We start from the raw sequence: 19,621 nt of genomic DNA on the forward strand, positions 1-19,621 counted from the left end.
ACATTGAAGTTCGTGCCCTAAAGCGCGGCGAAAGCTTTGTCCTCAACGGATCCAAACTGCACGAACTGTGCTTCGAACAATTGGGCGGCAAGGGCGGTACTCCGTCCGAGGCTGGGCCATTCTGGCCCATGACCTGGTCCGAAACGAACTCTTCATTTACATCACGGATGACCAACAGGATGGGCACGTGATTCAGTCCACACCCATTCTGCCGATGGATGTATATGAGCACGCATACTACATCAATTATGGCACCAATCGAAGCGAGTATATCACAGCGTCTTTTGAAAAACTTGGACTGGTCCGTCGTGGACACACAGTTCCCATGTCCGTGACGGACCAGTCCACGTCTTCACACCCGTTTCTCTCCGCAGCGGCAGATCATTGCCCGTGACCGATAAACTCTTGTACCCACACCCCGTGGTCGTATGCGACACCGATGGTGTCGAAGTGGGCATTCAAGATGTTCGCGCGATGCCCAGGGCTGTTCATCCAATCCTGCATGACCTGTTGCGGGCTGGTTTGACCCTCCGCGATGTTTTCGCCTGCGTATGTGAAGGAGAATCCTTCCTTCTGCATCATGTCAAATGGCGATCCGTACGTCGGTGAAATATGGCTGAAGTAGTGGTTCTGGTACATGTCGGAGGCTTTCTGCATGGCCAGCGCGGACAGCTTGGCGCTGACCGTCAACGGTTTCAGCCCTGCTTTGGCTCGCGCCTGATTCACGAGGTTGGCAACCTCAGTTGCATACTGCTGTTGTATCGAAGGGCTGGAAGACGTCTGGCCGGAAGCAGGCAGCTGAATCTTTTCTCCCACCCATATCGAGTTTGGATTCTGGATCTGCGGATTGGCCTGAATCAGGCTGCTCAGACTGACTCCGTGGCTGTGCGCGATTTGCCACAGGGTATCGTTGGGGCGAACCACATATGTGGCGGACGTCGAGGCGTAGGCCGATGTTCCAAACATCACCAGGGCGGCGATGGACGCGGCAGTAGCAAGCAATGGCTTTTTCATCCGGCATACTCCTCTCAGGTGGATTCGACATGTTACGTTCATGGTAACCGCCGTCTCTCCAAATTCCTACCAGCAATATCAGGAAGAACAAACATTCTCAATAGGTCCCCCGATTTCGACATGTGCTTGGAAGGATCTGTGTATGCCGCAACTGCGGCGAAGCAGTTGCGGCGAAAGTGCGCGCTTGCTTACGGCACGTTGGGCCGCGCCGCGTTCACGGCTGGCCGTAGCCGGTAACACATGGGGATGGGCACACTTATCTGGGTCTTCTTCTGTCGATCTTGTAAGAGAAACGGGGACACTGTGAAATTCCCGACGCCAGCGGCAGGAATTCCGCGATACACGTCGAAATAAGACACCCGTGGCTTCATTCGTGGGATGTTCAGTATGCGTCCGCACGTGCGAGGAGGCATAGGAACGGTCAGAAAAAACTCTTGGGTGAAGGGGTTGGCGTCTTGCGGTTGCGCAAACAGCTGATGGTTTCCCTGAGTGGCGCTTTGGTGGCCGTGTCCGTGTTGGTTCCGCAGGTGAAGGCAGACAATCTGAGCGATAAGCAGCAGCGGCTCAACCAATTGCGGTCTCAGGCGGACCAGGTATCCAGCGAAATCGCCCGCCAGCGGGCCAAGGCGAATGCGATTCAAAGCAAGATCGACGATTATCAGGCACATATCGATTCGATGAACCAACAGATTGAAGCGAGCCAGCGCCAGGTCGATGAAATCCGCGGCAAGTTGGATCGACTCATGAATCAGATGGCGCAGAACCAGAAACAGTTGACGGAAGATAGGCAAAAGTTGAGAGAGATGCTTCGAGCCGCTTATGAGTATGGTCAAGTCCCCTATTTGCAGGTCCTCTTCAAGGCCACTTCGTGGGATGATCTCTTGACGCGGTTGCAGGCGCTTTCTCAAGTCTCTCGCACCGAGAAGCAGTTGGCCGACCAAGTGGCGGCATTGCAGGCGCAGTTGCAGGAGCAGCAGCGTGCTCAGGAAGCTTCCTTCCAGCAGTTGAAGTCCAAGGTACAGCGGTTGCAGGAATTGCGCGATCAAAATCTCGCCTTGCAAAATGAGCAAAAGCAATCCCTGTCCATAGTCAGCCGCGGTCTGGACCTGCAAGAGCTGCGCCGCGCCCAGTTGCAGGATCAAATCGGCATGACGCAGAGTGAAATCCAGGAATTGAAGCAGGAGGCGCAGCGGTCAGCAGCCGAGGCGTCCGCTTCGTCCGCACCAGCGACCGGCGGGAATTCTGCAGGGGGCGGTGGGGCGTCCCAGACACCGGCGCCGACGACCAGTACTGAATTGCCGTCGGGGAATGGGAGCGAGATCGCCGTCTATGCCGAGTCGTTCATCGGTCACCGTTATGTTTGGGGAGCTGCGGGTCCAAATTCCTTCGATTGCTCCGGACTGGTCATGTACGTGTACAACCGATTCGGTATCAGCCTGCCACACTCGTCGTACGCCCAATTTGGCATGGGGACGCCGGTCGCCAAGTCCGACTTGCGGGCAGGCGATTTAGTGTTCTTCAGCACCGACGGTGGCGGGGCGTCCCATGTGGGCATCTACATTGGCAACGGTGAGATGGTGAGCGCGCAATCGCCGAGCAGCGGTGTCAGGGAGGCTAATATTACCTCTGGATATTGGGCCAATGCGTACATAGGCGCCCGGCGCATCGTACACTGACAGGTGCGGGTGACCGTTGCGCTGGATGGAAACAGCTCAGCGGGAAGGCAACCCAAACCGTGTGGTGATGCCTCTTTTCATCAGGAGACAGGGACGCGTCTTGGCATCCGTTGATGGAGGCCGAGGCGCGTTGTCTTCTAGCTCATGGCGAGGGCATGGGCCAGGTGTTCCGCAATCATCCGGTGGCCGGCATCGTTGGGATGAATCGGCAGCACCGGACTGGCCAAGGCGTCTTCAATCCTTCCAGACCTGTAGCCTGCGATGAATGCCTGTTGCCGGCCGGAAAACCATGCGTGCACAGGCATCAACTCGGCACCGGCGGTTGCGGCGACTTGTTTTGTGGTGTGATTCAGTTTGCCGATAGCGTCCCTGGCCAGCGGGGAGTTCGGAAATGGGTTGTACTGCGTGCAGACCAGAATCCGGGCGTTGCTGACCTTGCGAATGAGACGGCAGAGAAATGCCAGGTCTTTCGCGTAGGCTGTGAGTGCTTTGGCCACGATGGTTGACGGGGCTCCCCGCAGCATGCGCAGACCGGCGTACGCCAGGTCATCTCCACCTATCCAAACCACTACCGCGTCCGATTGTCGCAGCGGCAGGATAGGGTTCTCCAGTACGGCAGCAGTCAGGGCGGCGCTCGTCCAACCGGGTTCCGCCAACACGTGGGCGACGACGGGGCGGCCTGTCTTACCAAGCAAGCTTGCGGTCAGTCCAGGATAGGCCCTGCCTGGCGACGTGGCGTCTCGCCCAGCTGTGATGGAGTCTCCGAGTGCGGTGAATCCGTGCATCACATCACCTCCCCCTTGTATTGCATGTCAAAATCCGTCCAGCGACACCGATAGATGGACCCTGTCCCCCATAACTGCACGGGAGACACACAAGAGTGATATGGTATAGTGGGGACGAGCGATGATGGGGTGGCGGGATTCGTGCGGTCCGGCTGATGTTCTGCGGCCAGGCAAGGGCGGATGAGGCTGTGGCGTCCTCGATGCAGAGAGAGGAGGCATGCGTGCATGGAAGAAAATCAGCAGCGGCTACCCCCAGGTCAGTTCTTGACGGAAAAGTGGCCTGTCTTACATGCCGGCAGCGTGCCCAGTGTGGACCTAGAGACGTGGGATTTTCGCATCTTCGGCTTGGTCCGGGAACCCAAGCGGCTGACGTGGAACGAGTTCCGGAATCTGCCCGTGACCACGAGCACGTCGGATATCCATTGTGTCACCCAATGGTCGCGGTATGACAACCACTGGGAAGGGGTCTCCTTTCGCGACGTGATGGACCTCGTACAGGTGGATGCGGCCGCGAAATACGTGCTGGTGCACGGAGAGCAGGGCTATACCGCCAATCTGCCTCTGGAAGATTTGTTGCGGGAGGGGGTCCTCTTCGCCTACCGGCACGATGGCAGGGACTTGACGCCTGAACACGGCTGGCCGCTGCGCCTGGTAGTGCCTCACCTCTACTTTTGGAAGAGTGTCAAGTGGGTGCGCGGCATCGAGTTTCTGCGCGAGGACGTGCCTGGATTTTGGGAGCAATACGGCTATCACCTGTACGGAGACCCATGGCAGGAACAGCGGTTTCGGGATGACCCGGAGTGGATGGGTACGGGCCCGACGACCGACGAATACTACCGGACTATTCGTTCACGGGTCCGTCGTGGCTTGGCGCCGCCGACGAGGGAACGCTGAACTCGCTGAAGTCGCAGGCCAATTCAGTGCGAGGGAAGACCGAGCGGGCTTCCTCCAGCAGTTCTTGCTCCCGGTCAGGTTCGTAGCGAGAGCTCAGGTGCGTGAGTATGAGTCGCTGCACACGCGCCCGGCGCGCCTGTTCCGCCGCCTGGATGCCGGTGCTGTGGTGATGTGTCAAGGCCAGCGCTGCCTCCGCCTGCGCGTAAGTGGCTTCATGCACAAGCAAGTCTGCATCGGCCGCCAATTCCACCGTCTGCGGGCAGGGAAGGGTGTCGCCCATGATGGCAACGGTGCGGCCAGGCGCGGGCGGATCGACAAAATCAGGCCCATGCAGGATACGCCCGTCTGCCAACCGCACCGTTTTCCCTTGTTTGATATCCTGGTACACAGGGCCTGGGCGCACTCCGAGCGCCTCCAGGGATTCACGACGCAGGCGGCCGGGCTTTGGCGGCTCGACGATCCGATAGCCATAGCAGGTCACGCCGTGGTTCAGCGCGCGCACGTGAACCGAAAAGCCGTCTGCCGCAAGCCGCTGGCCATCGCGAAGTTCATGAACATTCAGCGGATAGGTCAGGTGCACCCCGCTCGCGGCCAGCGTGGCTTCTAGATAGTCGCCGAGGCCGGGAGGACCATACACGTGGAGCGGCCGCTCCGCGCTCTGGAAGGAACGGCTGGCCAGCAGCCCCGGCAAACCGTAAATGTGATCTCCATGCAGGTGGGTCACGAAGATGCGCGTCAGCTTGCTCAAGCGGATGGGGCTGGCCAAGACGCGATGCTGCGTACCCTCGCCGCAGTCAAACATCCAGACCTGACCAATTTCCGCTTCCAGGCGCAGGCACAGGGAGCTGACGTTGCGCCGCTTGCTGGGCACCCCTGCGCCGGTGCCGAGAAAATACAGCCGCATGATGGCACCTCCGGTCTCCGGCGGCAACCGGAACGAAATCAATCCAACGCGATTGGATAAGGGGTGAAAGTATGCCGACTGTCTACGTCACTCGCCGCTTGCCCGACGAGGTAATGAAACGCCTGCAGTCGTCTGTCCACGTCTCATTTTACCCGAATGACGCCGAGCCGGTTCCACGTGCTCGGCTGTTGGCCGACGTGGCGGGCGCCGACGGCATCATCAGCATGCTGACCGACCGGGTGGACGCCGAGGTGATGGATGCGGCGGGACCTCAGTTACGGGTAATCGCCAACTTGGCGGTCGGATATGACAACATCGACGTGGCGGAGGCTGAACGGCGTGGTGTCGTGGTCACCAACACGCCCGATGTCCTGACGGAGACCACCGCCGACTTGACTTTCGCCTTGATGATGGCCGCCGCCCGCCAGCTGCCGAGCGCCGAGCGGAGCCTGCGCGCTGGGCAGTGGCGAGCGTGGAGCCTGCTTTCTTACACCGGAGTCGATGTGTACGGCAAGTGCCTGGGGATTGTCGGCATGGGACGCATTGGGGAAGCGCTGGCCCGGCGCGCCGCCGGGTTTGGCATGCACATCCTGTACTTCAACCGCCATCGCCGCCCACAGGCGGAACAGGCGTCAGGGGCGGCCTTTTGTCCATTTGACGAGCTTTTGGCCACGGCTGATTTTGTGGTCGCTCTGGCGCCGTTGACAGCCGAAACACGTGGCATGTTTGACCGGCGCGCCTTTGGCTTGATGAAGCGAACAGCCGTGTTTGTCAACACCGCCCGCGGCCCCATCGTCGATGAAGAGGCGCTCGTGGAGGCGTTGAGGCGGCGGCAGATCTTCGCAGCCGGACTCGATGTCTATGCCGAGGAGCCATTGCCGCCCGAGCACCCTCTGCTGGAGTTGGACAACGTGGTGCTGCTGCCGCATATCGGGTCCGCCAGCGTCGAAACGAGGCTGGCTATGGCCCACCTGGCGGTGGACAACATCCTGGCGGTGCTGGGCGGGCACGCGCCGCCGACGCCGGTCGTGACTCCGACCAACAGGCTCCCCCGCGCCTGAGGCCCATCAGCAGCAGTACTGCCGTCGCCGGCTGAGGCGCTGGCGCTCGTGCGGATCCGGGAAGTCGTCCGGATCGTCCTCGTCGGGGCTGACCATGTGGCGCCCTCGCTGTTTATCCTCCTTCCCGGCAGCCGGTTTGCTGCCGGGAGCCCCGGGGACGGCGGAGGCGTTTTCGAACGTCCCGAATACAACGGGCTTTCCATTCTCCACCACTTGTTGGCCCTTGGCGAACACGTGTTGGATTTGAAACTTCTCGTCGGTGAGAATGAGGTCGGCGTCCAGCCCGGCGCGGATCATTCCCTTGTGGCCCAGCTTCAGCACCCGCGCGACGTGCCGGGTGACGATGGAGACGGCTGTCTCTACCGGTATCTCCTCTTCCACCACCATGTCGCGCGTCTCCTCCCACAGGGTCGCAATCGATCCGATGCCCATCGCGACGATTTTCCCCTGCTCATCAAAGATGGGGGAGCTGCCGTTGCTGTCTGAGCTCATGGTGATGAGCTGCGGTCGCACTCCGGCGTCGAGCAGTTGACGAACGGCGCGCGCCGGCTTGACGGAGATGTGGTCGTGCTCATCCGGACGAATTCCCGACGTGACGTCGACAAATCCGCCCTGCCGGCCGTAACGGATGGCCTCCCGCAGCAGATCGGGGTTGCGGTTGAGGTGGGTGGGGACAAACACCGAGCGAGGGAGCTCCGTTTGGGCCAGGACCTCAAACAGGATGTCCAGTTTGGAGTCGTCATCACCCACGTGCAGATGCAAAACCCCAGCCTTGCCCGCCAATAGCCCCCCGACGCGCGCCTCACTCGCCAACTCGGCGATGTCGTGCCGGGTTGGATGACTGGAGCGGGAATCGGAAATCGCGATTTCTCCAACACCTATCACCTTGTCGATGAGCACGAGGTCGGACCGCGGTGTGCCCGTGATGGTGCGTGTGGGGACCTGGTAGGCGCCGCTGTAAATGTAGGTGGTGATGCCCTCAAACTCAAGGCCGTTGGCCTTGGCAAGGAGCTCGCGGGTACTGCGCGTGACGCCGTCGGTTCCCAGCACGCCCACGGCGGTTGTCACACCGGCGGTTGTCAGATGGCTGAGGGCGATCTCCGGCGTGCGGTAGTGAAACCCGCCTTCCCCGCCGCCGCCGGCCATGTGCACGTGTTGATCTATCAAGCCCGGGAACGCATACAGGCCCCGTCCGTCCAGCTGCTGGATGTCCGGCAACACGCCATGCAGCGACAGGTTGTCGGCGATGGCGATGAATTGTCTCCCCGCCATCAGGATGTCCTTATTGCCCATAGGGGTCGGGGCGTAGACGGTGGCCCCTTTGATGAGGGTGAGCATGGACGAGCGAATACCTCCTGTCAACCGTGGGGGTGATACCGGGTAGTCTACCCGGGGACGCCAGGATGGAATCGCTCGCAAAGTGGATTGGCAACCCCGCCGGGAAAGTCGCCGTGTGAGCCTCTGGTCCGGTTGTCGGGATCGGCTTCGTCCGATAAAGTAGACGATGGCAAGATTCTCGTGGGTGTCTGTGGATTACCGTTTCTCGGAACGGGGGAGTTGCGTGCAAAGCGTGTTCTTCGCGTTGCTGCATCGATTGCGTTCCACCATCCGCTGGGGCGGCATGATGGCTCTGCAGCCGGAGGATGTGGCGCAGCACAGTTTTGGCGTGGCGCTGATAGCCCATGCGTTGTGCGTGATTGACGAATCGGTGTACGGACAAAAGCCGGATGTGGCCAAGGTGTTGGCTGCGGCGTTGTTGCATGACGCATCGGAAGCCATCCTGACCGATGTGGTGGCGCCTGTAAAAAAGTACAACGAAGAAGTGGCGGAGGCGTTTGGCCGCTTGGAGCGGTTGGCTGAACGGCAATTGGTCGCTTCTCTGCCCCAGGAACTGCGTCCCGCCTATGCGCAGGCATTGGCGAGAGAGGACGAGCGTGTGGCCGCCTATGTCCATGCCGCGGACAAACTGGACGCCCTCTGCAAGTGTCGATTGGAAGTGCGGCGCGGCAACCAAGAGTTTGCACTGGCCGCTGAGCAGCTCTCCAAGCAGGTGGCCGCCATCGCGGAGACTATGCCGGCCGTGAGATACTTCGTGGAACGGTTTTTGCCCGCCTTTGATCATACCGTCGACGAGTACAGGTATCTGCAGGAAAAATAACGGGGGACGACGCTTGTCGTCCCCCGCGGGCAGCCCTTGGTTTCGGCGCTTGCAAGCGGATTACTTGGCCGCCTCGTAGCGCCGGTTGACCTCGGCCCAGTTGACAATGTTCCAGAAGGCAGCGATGTAATCAGGCCGCTTGTTCTGGTACTTCAGGTAGTAGGCGTGCTCCCATACGTCGAGACCGAGAATCGGCGTCTTCCCTTCCATCAGCGGGCTGTCCTGGTTCGGCGTGCTGATGATTTCCAGCTTGCCGTTATTGACGACCAGCCAAGCCCAGCCGCTGCCAAACCGTCCGGCAGCCGCCTTCGAAAACTCGTCCTTGAACTTCTCGAAGCTGCCAAACGTCTGGTTGATGGCATCAGCCACCGCACCAGTTGGCTGACCGCCGCCGTTAGGGCTGAGAATCTGCCAGAACAGGCTGTGGTTGGCGTGACCGCCGCCGTTGTTGCGGACCGCCGTACGGATGGACTCCGGAACGGAGTTGATATCGGCGAGCAGGTCCTCAATGCTTTTGGCCTGCAGGTCCGAATGCCCCTCCAGGGCCGCGTTGAGGTTATTCACATATGTCCCGTGGTGACGGTCATGATGGATTTCCATCGTCAGCGCGTCAATATGGGGTTCCAAAGCATTGAATGCATATGGCAGAGGCGGCAGTTGGTGAGCCATGACAATCCCTCCAATGCAGTGTAATGGGTGCAACCATCACCACTCATCTTACCGCAACGGACAGACTATTTCCACTCACGGCTTCAGCTTCACGCGATGCCCTCGAATTGCTCACGGCGAGCATTGATGGTATACATAGAAGGAAGTGGACAAGGCGGCACCTCGTGAGTTATTGGAGGATGTTAGCAAATTGTACAGGCGGGTGAACAGTTTGACACTGTTGCAAGGAAAAAATATCCTGGTGATGGGTGTGGCGAACAAGCGCAGCATCGCCTGGGGAGTGGCCAAGTCGGCTTACCGGATGGGGGCCAGACTGGCGTTCACGTGTTTGAGCGAGCGTGAGCGGGGGAAGATCCAGGAATTGTTGGATGAAGCCATGCCGAACGAGGACTTTCCTATCGTTCAGTGCGATGTCAGTGATGATGCGCAGATGGACAGGGCGTTTGCGGAAATCGGCGAGAAGGTGCCGGTCCTGCATGGACTGGCCCATTGCGTGGCATTTGCCAAAGGCGAAGAGTTGCAGGGCGAATACGTGAACACCTCGCGTGACGGGTATTGGTTAGCCCAGAACATCAGCGCCTACTCGTTGGTCGCGGCTGCCCGGCGGGCGCGTCCCCTGATGCGGGAGGGCGGTTCTATTGTCACCCTGACGTACCTCGGCGGCGAGCGGGTGGTTGAAAGCTACAACGTGATGGGTGTCGCCAAGGCGGCCCTTGACGCCAGCATGCGTTACCTCGCCAAGGACTTGGGCAAGGACAATATTCGTGTGAACGCTATTAGTTCCGGCCCTGTGCGCACCGTGTCGGCCAAAGGGGTGCACGGATTCGATAAGATGCTGCACGTCTTGGCTGAACGCGCCCCGCTGGGCCGCGCCACGGATCCCGAAGAGGTCGGCGATGTGGCCTCTTTCCTGTTCTCCGACCTCTCCCGCAATGTCACAGGGGAGATCATCCATGTGGACGGCGGGTACCACATCCTCGGCATATAGACATTCATGACCGCCAGACGGCTTGGCCGGACCGGAAGTATGGGCCGGCCGCGCGCCCAGCCGAGCAGTGTGCTGGGCGCCTGTCTCCTCACCTTTCCCATTCCAATTATAATTGTGTGGTTTCACAGTTGAGCCAGCGTCTGCGCGCGGCTGCCAACCGCTTCCCGGATGTGCGAGAACCCGTCTTTCGCCAACAGGGATGGCAGTTCATGTACCAGGCTGCGAATAAGGGCGGGACCGTGGTAGATGAAGGCGGTGTAGATCTGCACCAGGCTTGCGCCCGCGCAAATCTTCTCATAGGCGTCTTGTGCGGACGAGACACCGCCGCAGCCGATGATAGGCGTTTGGTCCCCGATGGCCAGGTGCAGGCGGGCAATGACCTGGGTGGAGCGTGCGCGCAAGGGTTTGCCGCTGAGTCCGCCTTGTTCATTGCTGCGCCGCGAAGTGAGTCCCTCGCGCCGGGTGGTGGTGTTCGTTGCGATGAGGCCGTCCACCCCGGCTTCGCACAGCCGCCGGGCGACGCGGACGAGCGTGTCGTCCGGGAGGTCGGGTGACAGTTTGACGAGCACCGGCGGTCTATGGGCGACCATCGCCGTGCTCGCCTGGTACAGCTCGTCGCGCTTCGCCAGGATGCGGGCGACAAGCGGCAGCAGGGATTCTTCCGCTTGCAAATCGCGCAGTCCAGGCGTGTTGGGAGAACTCACGTTGATGACAATGTAGTCGGCGAGCGGATAGACGGTTTCCACGACCAAAAGGTAGTCCTCGGCTGCCCATTCGTTGCGGGTGGTCTTGTTGCGGCCGCAGTTCACACCGACGATTCCGCGGCGCCGGCGCCGCAACAGGTGTTTGCGCAGGGTGGCGGCGCCAAGATTATTGAAACCCATGCGGTTGATGAGCGCCTCATCCTCGAGAAGACGGAACAGGCGCGGCTTGGGATTGCCCGGCTGGGGCTTCGGTGTGACGGTACCGACTTCGAGAAAAGAAAAGCCGCACGCGAGCAAACCGTCGATGGCGATGCCGTCCTTGTCCAGTCCCGCGGCCAAACCAACGGGATGGGGAAAGGACAGCCCCCATAGAGTCTGGGACAACTGCGGCGATGCCGGCTCACTGCGTCCGAACATGCGCGCGACACCTGGAAACAGGGAGAGGGTGCGCAGGGTTATTCGGTGAGCTCGTTCTGGGTCCATATGAAAAAGAACGCTGCGAATCAGGGGGTACATGCAGTTCCTCCTGGGCTGAAATAGTGGCGCCTGAGCGGCTGGGTAAACAGTCGGGTGCCTTTGGATTCCAATATACGTTTTGGCACATGAATTGACAAATCTCGCTCTGTCTCTGGGGCATGGATTTGATTTATCCGAATATCATGCCTATAATGGTGGCACCAAGCACTCACCCAATCAGTCATCTTATTTCTTTCATTATTTATCTTTTTTAGTCGAAAGGAGAGAACTTATGGCTGGGCCGGCTTCATTCAAAAAAAAGCTGAACCTGCTCGACCTCACGTTCTTAGGGGTGGGGTCCATCGTCGGTTCGGGCTGGCTGTTTGCAGCCCAGGGGGCGGCTGCGTATGCAGGCCCGAGTGCATGGTTGGCGTGGGTCATCGCTGCAGTGGCATTCATTCTGATTGGTTTAACGTACGCGGAACTCGGGGGCATGCTCCCGCGCGCCGGAGGTTTCGTCCGCTATCCCAATTATACGCACGGCAGCCTGACTGGGTATCTCACGGGATTTGCGGCGATGCTGGCGTATTCCAGTGTCGCCGGCGTCGAGGTGGAAGCGGTGCGCGGGTACGCATCGCGCTGGCTTCCCGGCTTGGCCAGCGGCAATGGGCCGTCCGCGTGGGGTTACATCTTGGAAATCGCGCTGTTGGTTGTCTTCTTCTTGTTGAACTATTGGAGTGTCAACGTGTTCGGGAAGGTCAACTCGATTGTAACGGCCATCAAGTTCATCGTTCCCCTGTTGACTCTCATCGTGCTGTTGTTCAGCTTTCATGGCGCCAACTATTCGGTGGGCGGCGCCAGTCCCGGTGGCTTCAAGGGCGTCATGCAGGCGGTGGCGGTGGCAGGCATCGCGTTTGCGTTTCTCGGTTGGCGCCAAGCGGTAGACTTCGGCTCTGAGGCAAGAAACCCGCAGCGGCACATCCCGCTCGCCATCATTCTTGGGATTTCGGTCAGTGCGTTGCTCTATATCGCGTTGCAGCTGGTGTTTATCGGCGCGGTGCCACCGGACGTTCTGGCCAAGGCTGGCGGCTGGGCCCACCTGCAGTTCCAAGAGGCGCCTTACGCTGAATTGGCGACCTCGCTCGGCATGGTGTGGTTGGCCAATGTGCTGTTTGTCGATGCCGTCATTTCCCCGTCAGGCACAGGCAACATCTATGTTTCCGGAACTACTCGTGTCCTGTTCGCGTGGGCCAAGACGGGGTTGTTCTATTCGCTCTTTGGCAAGGTGGACCGCCGCACCGGTATTCCGCGTGGCGCCCTGTGGTTGTCGTTAATTTTGGCCATCGTATGGGTGCTGCCGCAAAACTACAGTGTCTGGAGTGGCTTGGTGGGAGCTGTCACTGGGGCCACAGTGTTGACCTACGTCTGCGGACCGATTTCGGTAACTTCTCTGCGCAAAACGTCTCCTGATCTCCATCGTCCGTTCAAACTGGCCGGATTGTCGGTGATTGCACCGCTGGCCTTCATCGCCGGCTCGTTCATCATCTACTGGGGCGGTTGGAACAACAATAGGTTCCTGATTGGCTTGACGCTGGCGTCGCTGGTCCTGTATTTTGCCTTCATGGACCGGGATGAGCATTGGCACCAAAAGCTGAAGTCAGAGTGGCGGTCGGGTATCTGGTTGGTCGTCTATTACGTATTTATGATGGTGATGTCCTACATTGGATCGTTTGGTCCCATGAAGAACCCCATCATCCCATATGGATGGGATTTGCTGGTGGTTGCTGCGGGTGCCATTATCATCTATTATTGGGCGGTTGCCAGCGCCCTGGCGCAGCCGATCATAGATACCGATGATGAAGAGGACGCCACAGTCAAAGCAGCCAACGTTTGATGAACGAATCCTGTGTGCGGTCCCGGGCTCGGCGCCCGTGGGCCGCATCTTTGATTTTGGCCGGTGCGGTTGCGCGGTCGGTTCTGTCACGCGGGTGCTGAGATCGACGTCTAAAAGAGTGACACGGGGGGTGGCGTCCTTTGTTCGAGGTATCCAATACCCCACCCGTCGATCCGATGGCCCTTCTCGACGAATGGATGCGCCTGTATGGTCAGGACGTCCTAAATCTGGCTTATTCTTATGTCCGCAACTATCATCAGGCGGAAGATATCGCCCAAGATGTGTTCTTGCGCGCGTTTGCCAAGATGGACTCATTTCGCGGGGATAGCAGCGTGAAAACCTGGTTGTTAACCATTACCGCCAACCGTTGTAAAGACTATCTGCGCTCGTGGGTGGTTCAGCGTGTCGTCGTGGATGATGAGCATCTCAACCAGGTCGTGGATGACGCTTCGCCGGAACTGAAGGTCGCACGGAAGTTGGAGGAGGATGGACTGTGGGCGGCTGTGCATTCGTTGCCGGCCAAGTATAGCGAGGTATTGATTCTCTACTATCGCCATGACCTCAGCAGCCGGGAGATCGCCGAGGTGCTGAACACGACAGACCAGAACGTCCGTACGAGACTGCATCGAGGCCGACTGATGTTGAAACGGCTTCTGGAGGGGGAAGGGAATCTGTGAACAAGCATCCGCATGATGTGGAGAGACTCAGGGCGCTTCCGAAGATCCCGTTTTCCCAGGCACTGCATCAGAGGATATTGGCGGCCGCCCAGTCTGCCCGTGAGTCCGAATCGGCGGGCCGCCGGCCGCGCGAACGGCGTTGGAACCAGTTATTGGGTGTGTCCGGCATGCTGGCGGCGGCTGCCATGGTGGCTGCGGTTCTCTCTTCGGACGTGGTCTCCGCTCGTCATGGCCAGCGCTTGCAGGCTGTCCAGCAGTCAGATTTCAAGGCCGGGCAGAGCGAGGCTGGGGGCCGGACGGGGTTGCCCATCCCGGCATCGGTTTCCCCTCAGCACGTCCAGGCGGCGCCGCTGGAAGTCGAATCAATCTGGATTGGGTCTGATGCCGAGCACCCTGGAAACGTGGTTTACGCGCGTTTACGGAATAACGGCTCCCGCTCCTTGGGACGCTACGATGTTATAGGGGTGTTGGGCTTTGGTCCTGGTGCGGATAAGCAGGATATACTGGGCTATGAGCACCTGATTCTCACGAATGGGCCGGATCGGCCGATTCGTCCCGGAGCGGAGGGGACGTGGTCCTTTCGTCCCCTCGGCGTGAGCGAGAACGAATGGGACAGCACCGTTTTACCGCATCTGTGGTTTTTACAGGGCGCGTCCGCGTCGGCACAGCCGTCGCCACCCTGGCAGTCGGTGCCGGGACTGCAAGTGCAGGACTTGCACGTTCAACCAGGGGTTCATCCCGGCCAAGTGGAGGTAGGTGGCTTCTTGCTCAATGACCGCCGCACTCGGGTCTCGTTGGACGAAGTGTGGGCGATTGTCTGGTTGGCGCCTCCTGGAGTATCCGATTGGACGAATTCGCATTCTATCCGCTTCATCAGCAGCCTGCGGGGGGCGGCGGGCGTTCGTTCGCTTGCCGCCGGCCAATCGCACGCAGTATACTTTCCGCTGCTGGGGCCCGATATCGATTACCGTCAACTGGTGCCGCACCTGATGCTGGTGCAGCCGTCGTAGGAGGAAGGCGGGGTGGTTGTGTGACGACGCGGTTCAGTTTGAGCGAACTCGCACAGATGCTGCAGGCGCCCGTGGAAGTGGTCCGGCAGGCGGTGGATGATCTGGCTGATCATGGGGAATTGACCGCGGAGTCGTTCGTGTTCGGAGATCGAAACTGGCGTGTCGCCCCGAGCGATGTGAAGCGGGTTCAGGACTGGATAGCGGAACACGGTGCAAAAGGTGAGACGGGCAATCGAAAACCTGTACGCAGAGTGCGGCGGAAGGTGGTCCGACAAGCGGACACTGCGTGCGATTGAGGGCCGCCCGGTGTCGTTGGTTGCAGTCCCCGGTGGCCTGATCTACACTGGGGGCAGTTTCAGAGCGGTCTGTACAGGATTAGGTCGCCTGCGCGGGTGCAGGATGTGACGTCGCCCGGCGGATGTGAACGTGAAGGAGTAAAAACAGCATGAAGATCGGCGTGCCGAAAGAGATCAAAAACAACGAAAATCGGGTGGCCATGACTCCGGCTGGCGTGCATACTCTGGTTGGAGCGGGTCACGAGGTTTACATTGAGAGCGGAGCGGGGGAGGGCAGTGGATTTTCCGACGAGGACTTTGTCCAGGCGGGAGCGCAGATCCTGGCTGCTGCCGAGGATGTCTGGGACCAGGCCGACATGGTCATGAAGGTCAAAGAGCCGCTCCCGGACGAGTATCGGTACTTCCGGTCCGGGCTTGTCCTGTTCACCTACCTGCATTTGGCTCCGCTTCCCGAACTGACCAAGGTGCTGATGCACAGTGGAGTGACCGCCATCGCCTATGAGACGGTGCAACTGCCGGACGGGACATTGCCACTGTTGACGCCGATGAGCGAGGTCGCTGGTCGGATGTCCATTCAAGTTGGGGCCCACCATTTGGAGCGCCCTCATCGAGGCCTGGGCGTACTGCTCGGCGGCGTTCCCGGCGTACCGGCCGCCAAGGTGGTCGTTGTCGGCGGCGGCACGGTGGGGCTGAACGCGGCCCGCATCGCGCTGGGCATGGGTGCCCACGTGTCCATATTGGACATCAACCCGGCGCGGCTGGCGTACATCGACGAAGTCTATCAGGGCCGGATTCAGACCATCATGTCCAACGATTACAATCTTTACCATGAGCTGCAAGATTGCGACCTGCTGATTGGCGCTGTGCTGGTCCCTGGGGCTCGCACGCCGAAAATCATCAAGACCGATATGGTGCGGTCCATGAAGCAGGGCAGTGTGATTGTCGATGTGGCCATTGACCAAGGCGGATCGGTGGAGACGATTGATCGCATCACCACCCACGATGACCCGACATACGAAAAGTTTGGCGTGGTCCACTACGCGGTCTCCAACATGCCGGGAGCCGTACCGCGCACTTCCACGTTTGCCTTGACCAATGTGACCATTCCGTACGCCTTGCAGATAGCCAATAAGGGGATCCAGCAGGCCATCCGCGACAATGCCGCGCTGGCGCGCGGGGTGAACGTGATGGACGGCAGACTGACGTATGAGGCGGTGGCCCAGTCGTTAAACTTGCCGTACACGCCGCTCGCCGATGTGGTTGGATAGCGTGCGGCGGGGACTCGGGGTGTCGAACCGGGGCCAGGTTGGTGCCCCATTCCATGTTGATGGTTTGGGATAGAAGCAGGGTGGAAGTACGCTGTGCGTTTTGGGGTGGCGCGCCCGCTTGGAGGGGTTCCAAGCGGGCGTGAATTTTATGCCCACAGGGCATGTTTGGTGTATGATAGAAGTGTACCGGGAATGACACCGCTCGGGCTGGGGGGACTGCGAATGAAGAGAGGCTGGGCTGCGCTGGCGGCGGCGACGGTCGTGCTGACGGCGGGCGGCTGTGGGCAGGCCCATCAGTCCACGCCCAAGGTCCCGGCCGACGCCGTGAAGGTGAAAGTGGTGGCGTCCGATTTTAAATGGTCGCTGAGCCAAACCGACTTCGCGGTAGGGAAGCCGATAGATTTTGTCGTCAGTTCGAAACAGGGGACACATGGATTTTCCATTGATGGCACAGACATCAGTCAAACTGTGTCGCAAGGGGATGCCCCGGTGAATGTGGTGTTCACCCCGAAGAAGGAGGGCACCTATACGATTCGCTGCGATGTGTATTGCGGTTCTGGACACCAGGACATGATTGCCAAGTTTCATGTGCATTGAGCGGGTTTGGATGATGAAAGGGTGAGGTGAATGGTAACTGAGGAACAGGTGCGCAGCGCCCTGACGGAAGTGGTGGATCCTGAGATTCAAATTGACATCGTCAATCTCGGCATGGTGTACGGGATCGACATATCGGAGGACGGAAAAAAGGTCAAAATCACTATGACCTTGACGACCATGGGTTGCCCGGCGTATGACATGCTGCGCGACGACATCATTGAACGGGTTGGCAGCTTTGAGGGTGTGGAGGACGTCGAAGTGGAATTGACGTTCGATCCGCCCTGGGATAAGGAAATGATGTCCGAAGAAGCGAAACTGGTTTTTAAGTATTTGTTCTGACGGTCGGCGGCCCATAAAATTCGGGTATACGCCTTGCAATTGACAGCGTATATGGTACGCTGTGGATGAAAACATGACCCCATAAGTCAACTTTTAGGTATGCGCCAGAGATCTTGCTGGGAAAGAGGTTGGTCACATGTCATCGCCGGTATTGACAATTGAAGATTTGCGTGTGTCTGTTGAAGACAAGGAGATTGTGAAGGGCTTGAGCCTGCAGATAAAAGGCGGTGAAATCCACGCCGTCATGGGTCCCAATGGAACCGGGAAAAGCACCCTGGCATCCGCGCTCATGGGTCACCCTGCTTATTCGGTCACGAGTGGTCGGGTGACGTTGGACGGTGAAGATGTCCTGACCATGTCGGTGGATGAACGCGCTCGTGCCGGTCTGTTTTTGGCGATGCAGTATCCTGCGGAGGTATCGGGTGTATCAAATGCCAATTTTCTCCGCACCGCTTTGAATGCACGGCGAGGAGAAGGCAACGAACTGCCGGTCATCAAATTCCACAGGCTGCTGCAGCAGAAGATGAAGGATCTCAACATCGACCCATCGTTTGCTGAGCGTTATTTGAACGAAGGCTTTTCCGGCGGTGAGAAAAAGCGCAATGAGATTTTGCAGATGAGCCTGCTGGAGCCGAAGATTGCCATTCTGGACGAGATTGATTCGGGCCTGGACATTGATGCGTTGAAGCTGGTGGCCGATGCGGTCAATCAACTGCGTTCTCCGCAGACCGGGTTCCTGATTATCACGCACTATCAGCGGTTGCTGCAGTACATCGTTCCGGATTATGTACACGTGATGATGCAGGGCCGAATCGTGAAGTCTGGCGACAAAACGCTGGCAGAGTACCTGGAGGCCAACGGATACGACACACTGAAACGGGAACTCGGCATCGTCGACGAGACGGTCGGCGCCGAAGCGTGAGGAGGTAGGACGATGAGCATCGAAACATCAGCCCACTCCCCGCTGGTAGCTGACCTGGCGCGGCGTTTCCAGGAACCGCCATGGCTTGTTCAGCGGCGTGAGCGCGCCTTTGTGTTGTATGCATCCATGCCTTCTCCGAAACTGGAGGAAACGGATCTGCGGAATCGACCCTGGGTTGTGGAATCAATTCCCAGCGCCACTACGGGCGGCGCCGGCGCGGCGGCGCAAGCGTTGCTAGAGGGGGCCAAGGCGGCCGGCGGGGCTTACGTGTACGTGCGCGACGGCGTGACCATCGAGACATCGTTGCCCCGCACGCTGGCGGAGCAAGGGGTCGTGCTGCTGGATTTGCACACGGCCATCGACCAACACCCGGAACGGGTGAGGCGCTACCTGTACTCCGTGGTGCCGGCGGAGGAGAGCAAATGGGCGGCCCTTAACGCCGCGCTGTGGCACGGCGGCATCTTTGTCCATGTGCCGAGCGGGGTGCGGGTGAATTCGCCAATCCACTTTATTTACGAGGAGACGATGGCGGGCAAGGGCGGTTTGCCGCGGTCGCTGGTTGTGGTGGAGGACAGGGCTTCTCTGTCGTTCGCAGAGGCGTACCTGTGTCATGGAGAACGGCAGGAAGGGGTCGTGCACAGCGCCGTCACGGAGTTGGTGGTGGGGGCGGATGCGAACGTGACCGCCGCTTGCCTGAGCCGGTACGGCAAGGGACCTACGAACTTTTTCACACGGCGCGCCAAATTGGCAGACAACGCGTCGGTGGATTGGGTGATTGGGGATGTGAGCGACGGCTTTACCGTCGGTTTGGTGGAGTCCCGTCTCGAGGGACCCGGCTCGAAATCGACCACGCGCGGGTTCGGGTTAGGGTATGGACGACAGCGCTTGGATTTTACGGCCAGCATGGACCATTTCGGTCACCATTCGGCAAGTGATATCACCCTGCTGGGCGTCCTCCGCGGGCGTGCGAACAGCACCTACCGCAGTTCGACGCACATCGAGCGCGGGGCCGACGAAGCCAGCAGCGAACAGCATGACCGCATGTTGATGTTGGGCTCCAGGGCGCGGGCTGACGCCATTCCGATGCTGCTGATAGATGAAAATGATGTGCAGCGCTGCGGCCACGCGGCAAGCGTTGGGCGGATCGACGAAAATCAGGTGTATTATCTGATGGCCCGAGGGATTCCGCGCGCCGAGGCGGAGCGCATGATCATCTGGGGATACCTGCAACCGTTGGTCGATGTCCTGCCGGTCGAGCCGTGGAGGAACGAAGTGGCATCCTGGATTGACGGGGAGCTGAATTGATGCG

The 19,621-nt window shown here is 59.5% G+C and carries 21 protein-coding genes; 15 read left to right on the plus strand and 6 right to left on the minus strand.

All coding sequences use genetic code 11. The features are described 5' to 3' along the window. The first annotated feature begins 67 nt into the window (after nucleotides 1-67). On the plus strand, nucleotides 68-394 hold the full coding sequence (locus tag AK2_RS17725) for a Fe-Mn family superoxide dismutase (RefSeq protein ID WP_067931869.1): 327 nt from the start codon (nucleotides 68-70) through the stop codon (nucleotides 392-394). On the opposite strand, the gene AK2_RS04615 is transcribed toward AK2_RS17725, so the two are convergent. Next, a complete protein-coding gene (locus tag AK2_RS04615; RefSeq protein WP_067931871.1) occupies nucleotides 382-1,014 on the minus strand; it encodes a CAP domain-containing protein in 633 nt (210 codons plus the stop codon). The genes AK2_RS17725 and AK2_RS04615 overlap by 13 nt on opposite strands. A gap of 455 nt (nucleotides 1,015-1,469) precedes the next feature. Here AK2_RS04615 and AK2_RS04620 point away from each other — a divergent pair, with 455 nt between their 5' ends. Next, nucleotides 1,470-2,690 carry a C40 family peptidase gene (locus AK2_RS04620; protein WP_157076223.1) on the plus strand — a complete coding sequence of 407 codons (1,221 nt, stop codon included), beginning with the start codon at nucleotides 1,470-1,472 and terminating at the stop codon, nucleotides 2,688-2,690. A gap of 137 nt (nucleotides 2,691-2,827) precedes the next feature. Here the strand turns inward: AK2_RS04620 and AK2_RS04625 are convergent, their stop codons facing one another. Continuing rightward, nucleotides 2,828-3,475, minus strand: a complete 648-nt coding sequence (locus AK2_RS04625; protein ID WP_067931875.1) for an SGNH/GDSL hydrolase family protein — start codon at nucleotides 3,473-3,475, stop codon at nucleotides 2,828-2,830. 225 nt (nucleotides 3,476-3,700) lie between these two features. On the opposite strand from AK2_RS04625, the gene AK2_RS04630 reads away from it, so the two are divergent. Next, nucleotides 3,701-4,369: a sulfite oxidase-like oxidoreductase gene (locus tag AK2_RS04630; RefSeq protein ID WP_067931877.1), complete on the plus strand. Its 669-nt coding sequence runs from the start codon at nucleotides 3,701-3,703 to the stop codon at nucleotides 4,367-4,369. On the opposite strand, the gene rnz is transcribed toward AK2_RS04630, so the two are convergent. Next, nucleotides 4,317-5,273: a ribonuclease Z gene (rnz, locus tag AK2_RS04635; protein ID WP_067931879.1), complete on the minus strand. Its 957-nt coding sequence runs from the start codon at nucleotides 5,271-5,273 to the stop codon at nucleotides 4,317-4,319. The genes AK2_RS04630 and rnz overlap by 53 nt on opposite strands. 71 nt (nucleotides 5,274-5,344) lie before the next feature. Here rnz and AK2_RS04640 point away from each other — a divergent pair, with 71 nt between their 5' ends. Continuing rightward, complete coding sequence (locus tag AK2_RS04640; protein ID WP_067931881.1) at nucleotides 5,345-6,334, plus strand: 2-hydroxyacid dehydrogenase; 990 nt, start codon at nucleotides 5,345-5,347, stop codon at nucleotides 6,332-6,334. A gap of 6 nt (nucleotides 6,335-6,340) precedes the next feature. On the opposite strand, the gene iadA is transcribed toward AK2_RS04640, so the two are convergent. Continuing rightward, a complete protein-coding gene (gene iadA, locus AK2_RS04645) occupies nucleotides 6,341-7,672 on the minus strand; it encodes a beta-aspartyl-peptidase (RefSeq protein ID WP_067931884.1) in 1,332 nt (443 codons plus the stop codon). Between the two features lie 223 nt (nucleotides 7,673-7,895). Between iadA and yfbR the strand changes: the two genes are divergently transcribed. Beyond that, nucleotides 7,896-8,492 carry a 5'-deoxynucleotidase gene (yfbR, locus tag AK2_RS04650; protein ID WP_067931886.1) on the plus strand — a complete coding sequence of 199 codons (597 nt, stop codon included), beginning with the start codon at nucleotides 7,896-7,898 and terminating at the stop codon, nucleotides 8,490-8,492. Between the two features lie 60 nt (nucleotides 8,493-8,552). Here the strand turns inward: yfbR and AK2_RS04655 are convergent, their stop codons facing one another. After that, nucleotides 8,553-9,161: a superoxide dismutase gene (locus AK2_RS04655; RefSeq protein WP_067931888.1), complete on the minus strand. Its 609-nt coding sequence runs from the start codon at nucleotides 9,159-9,161 to the stop codon at nucleotides 8,553-8,555. Nucleotides 9,162-9,351: 190 nt separating this feature from the next. On the opposite strand from AK2_RS04655, the gene fabI reads away from it, so the two are divergent. Next, nucleotides 9,352-10,149, plus strand: coding sequence for an enoyl-ACP reductase FabI (gene fabI, locus AK2_RS04660; RefSeq protein WP_439645083.1), 798 nt, complete (start codon nucleotides 9,352-9,354; stop codon nucleotides 10,147-10,149). Nucleotides 10,150-10,271: 122 nt separating this feature from the next. Here the strand turns inward: fabI and pyrD are convergent, their stop codons facing one another. After that, nucleotides 10,272-11,369, minus strand: a complete 1,098-nt coding sequence (gene pyrD, locus AK2_RS04665; protein ID WP_067931890.1) for a dihydroorotate dehydrogenase (quinone) — start codon at nucleotides 11,367-11,369, stop codon at nucleotides 10,272-10,274. Between the two features lie 232 nt (nucleotides 11,370-11,601). Between pyrD and AK2_RS04670 the strand changes: the two genes are divergently transcribed. From AK2_RS04670 to AK2_RS04710, 9 genes are all read left to right on the plus strand, one after another. Beyond that, nucleotides 11,602-13,203: an APC family permease gene (locus tag AK2_RS04670; protein WP_067931892.1), complete on the plus strand. Its 1,602-nt coding sequence runs from the start codon at nucleotides 11,602-11,604 to the stop codon at nucleotides 13,201-13,203. Nucleotides 13,204-13,343: 140 nt separating this feature from the next. Next, nucleotides 13,344-13,880 carry a sigma-70 family RNA polymerase sigma factor gene (locus tag AK2_RS04675; RefSeq protein WP_245632773.1) on the plus strand — a complete coding sequence of 179 codons (537 nt, stop codon included), beginning with the start codon at nucleotides 13,344-13,346 and terminating at the stop codon, nucleotides 13,878-13,880. Continuing rightward, nucleotides 13,877-14,890: a hypothetical protein gene (locus tag AK2_RS04680; protein WP_067931894.1), complete on the plus strand. Its 1,014-nt coding sequence runs from the start codon at nucleotides 13,877-13,879 to the stop codon at nucleotides 14,888-14,890. Before AK2_RS04675 ends, AK2_RS04680 begins: the two co-directional genes overlap by 4 nt. A 20-nt stretch (nucleotides 14,891-14,910) precedes the next feature. Next, nucleotides 14,911-15,186, plus strand: a complete 276-nt coding sequence (locus AK2_RS04685; protein WP_067931896.1) for a hypothetical protein — start codon at nucleotides 14,911-14,913, stop codon at nucleotides 15,184-15,186. A 149-nt stretch (nucleotides 15,187-15,335) separates the two neighbouring features. Beyond that, nucleotides 15,336-16,454: an alanine dehydrogenase gene (gene ald, locus AK2_RS04690; RefSeq protein WP_067931898.1), complete on the plus strand. Its 1,119-nt coding sequence runs from the start codon at nucleotides 15,336-15,338 to the stop codon at nucleotides 16,452-16,454. Nucleotides 16,455-16,676: 222 nt separating this feature from the next. After that, nucleotides 16,677-17,051: a cupredoxin domain-containing protein gene (locus tag AK2_RS04695; RefSeq protein WP_067931900.1), complete on the plus strand. Its 375-nt coding sequence runs from the start codon at nucleotides 16,677-16,679 to the stop codon at nucleotides 17,049-17,051. Between the two features lie 30 nt (nucleotides 17,052-17,081). Continuing rightward, nucleotides 17,082-17,390, plus strand: coding sequence for a metal-sulfur cluster assembly factor (locus tag AK2_RS04700; protein ID WP_067931902.1), 309 nt, complete (start codon nucleotides 17,082-17,084; stop codon nucleotides 17,388-17,390). Nucleotides 17,391-17,526: 136 nt separating this feature from the next. After that, entirely contained in the window at nucleotides 17,527-18,312 is a 786-nt protein-coding gene (gene sufC / locus AK2_RS04705) for a Fe-S cluster assembly ATPase SufC (protein WP_067931903.1), read from the plus strand. Nucleotides 18,313-18,324: 12 nt separating this feature from the next. Beyond that, nucleotides 18,325-19,617 (plus strand): SufB/SufD family protein, encoded by a 1,293-nt coding sequence (locus AK2_RS04710; RefSeq protein ID WP_067931905.1) that lies wholly within the window; start codon nucleotides 18,325-18,327, stop codon nucleotides 19,615-19,617. Nucleotides 19,618-19,621 lie beyond the last annotated feature (4 nt).

It is taken from the genome of Alicyclobacillus kakegawensis NBRC 103104 (assembly GCF_001552655.1).
In the GTDB taxonomy this organism is placed as follows: domain Bacteria; phylum Bacillota; class Bacilli; order Alicyclobacillales; family Alicyclobacillaceae; genus Alicyclobacillus_G; species Alicyclobacillus_G kakegawensis.

Coding starts and splice junctions, on each gene's coding strand:
- AK2_RS04640 (WP_067931881.1), top strand. CDS start 5,345: ATGCCGACTGTCTACGTCACTCGCCGCTTGCCCGACGAGGTAATGAAA.
- pyrD (WP_067931890.1), bottom strand. CDS start 11,369: ATGTACCCCCTGATTCGCAGCGTTCTTTTTCATATGGACCCAGAACGA.
- AK2_RS04700 (WP_067931902.1), top strand. CDS start 17,082: ATGGTAACTGAGGAACAGGTGCGCAGCGCCCTGACGGAAGTGGTGGAT.
- AK2_RS04710 (WP_067931905.1), top strand. CDS start 18,325: ATGAGCATCGAAACATCAGCCCACTCCCCGCTGGTAGCTGACCTGGCG.
- AK2_RS04670 (WP_067931892.1), top strand. CDS start 11,602: ATGGCTGGGCCGGCTTCATTCAAAAAAAAGCTGAACCTGCTCGACCTC.
- AK2_RS04655 (WP_067931888.1), bottom strand. CDS start 9,161: ATGGCTCACCAACTGCCGCCTCTGCCATATGCATTCAATGCTTTGGAA.
- ald (WP_067931898.1), top strand. CDS start 15,336: ATGAAGATCGGCGTGCCGAAAGAGATCAAAAACAACGAAAATCGGGTG.
- AK2_RS04695 (WP_067931900.1), top strand. CDS start 16,677: ATGAAGAGAGGCTGGGCTGCGCTGGCGGCGGCGACGGTCGTGCTGACG.
- rnz (WP_067931879.1), bottom strand. CDS start 5,273: ATGCGGCTGTATTTTCTCGGCACCGGCGCAGGGGTGCCCAGCAAGCGG.
- iadA (WP_067931884.1), bottom strand. CDS start 7,672: ATGCTCACCCTCATCAAAGGGGCCACCGTCTACGCCCCGACCCCTATG.
- AK2_RS04630 (WP_067931877.1), top strand. CDS start 3,701: ATGGAAGAAAATCAGCAGCGGCTACCCCCAGGTCAGTTCTTGACGGAA.
- AK2_RS04615 (WP_067931871.1), bottom strand. CDS start 1,014: ATGAAAAAGCCATTGCTTGCTACTGCCGCGTCCATCGCCGCCCTGGTG.
- sufC (WP_067931903.1), top strand. CDS start 17,527: ATGTCATCGCCGGTATTGACAATTGAAGATTTGCGTGTGTCTGTTGAA.
- AK2_RS04625 (WP_067931875.1), bottom strand. CDS start 3,475: ATGCACGGATTCACCGCACTCGGAGACTCCATCACAGCTGGGCGAGAC.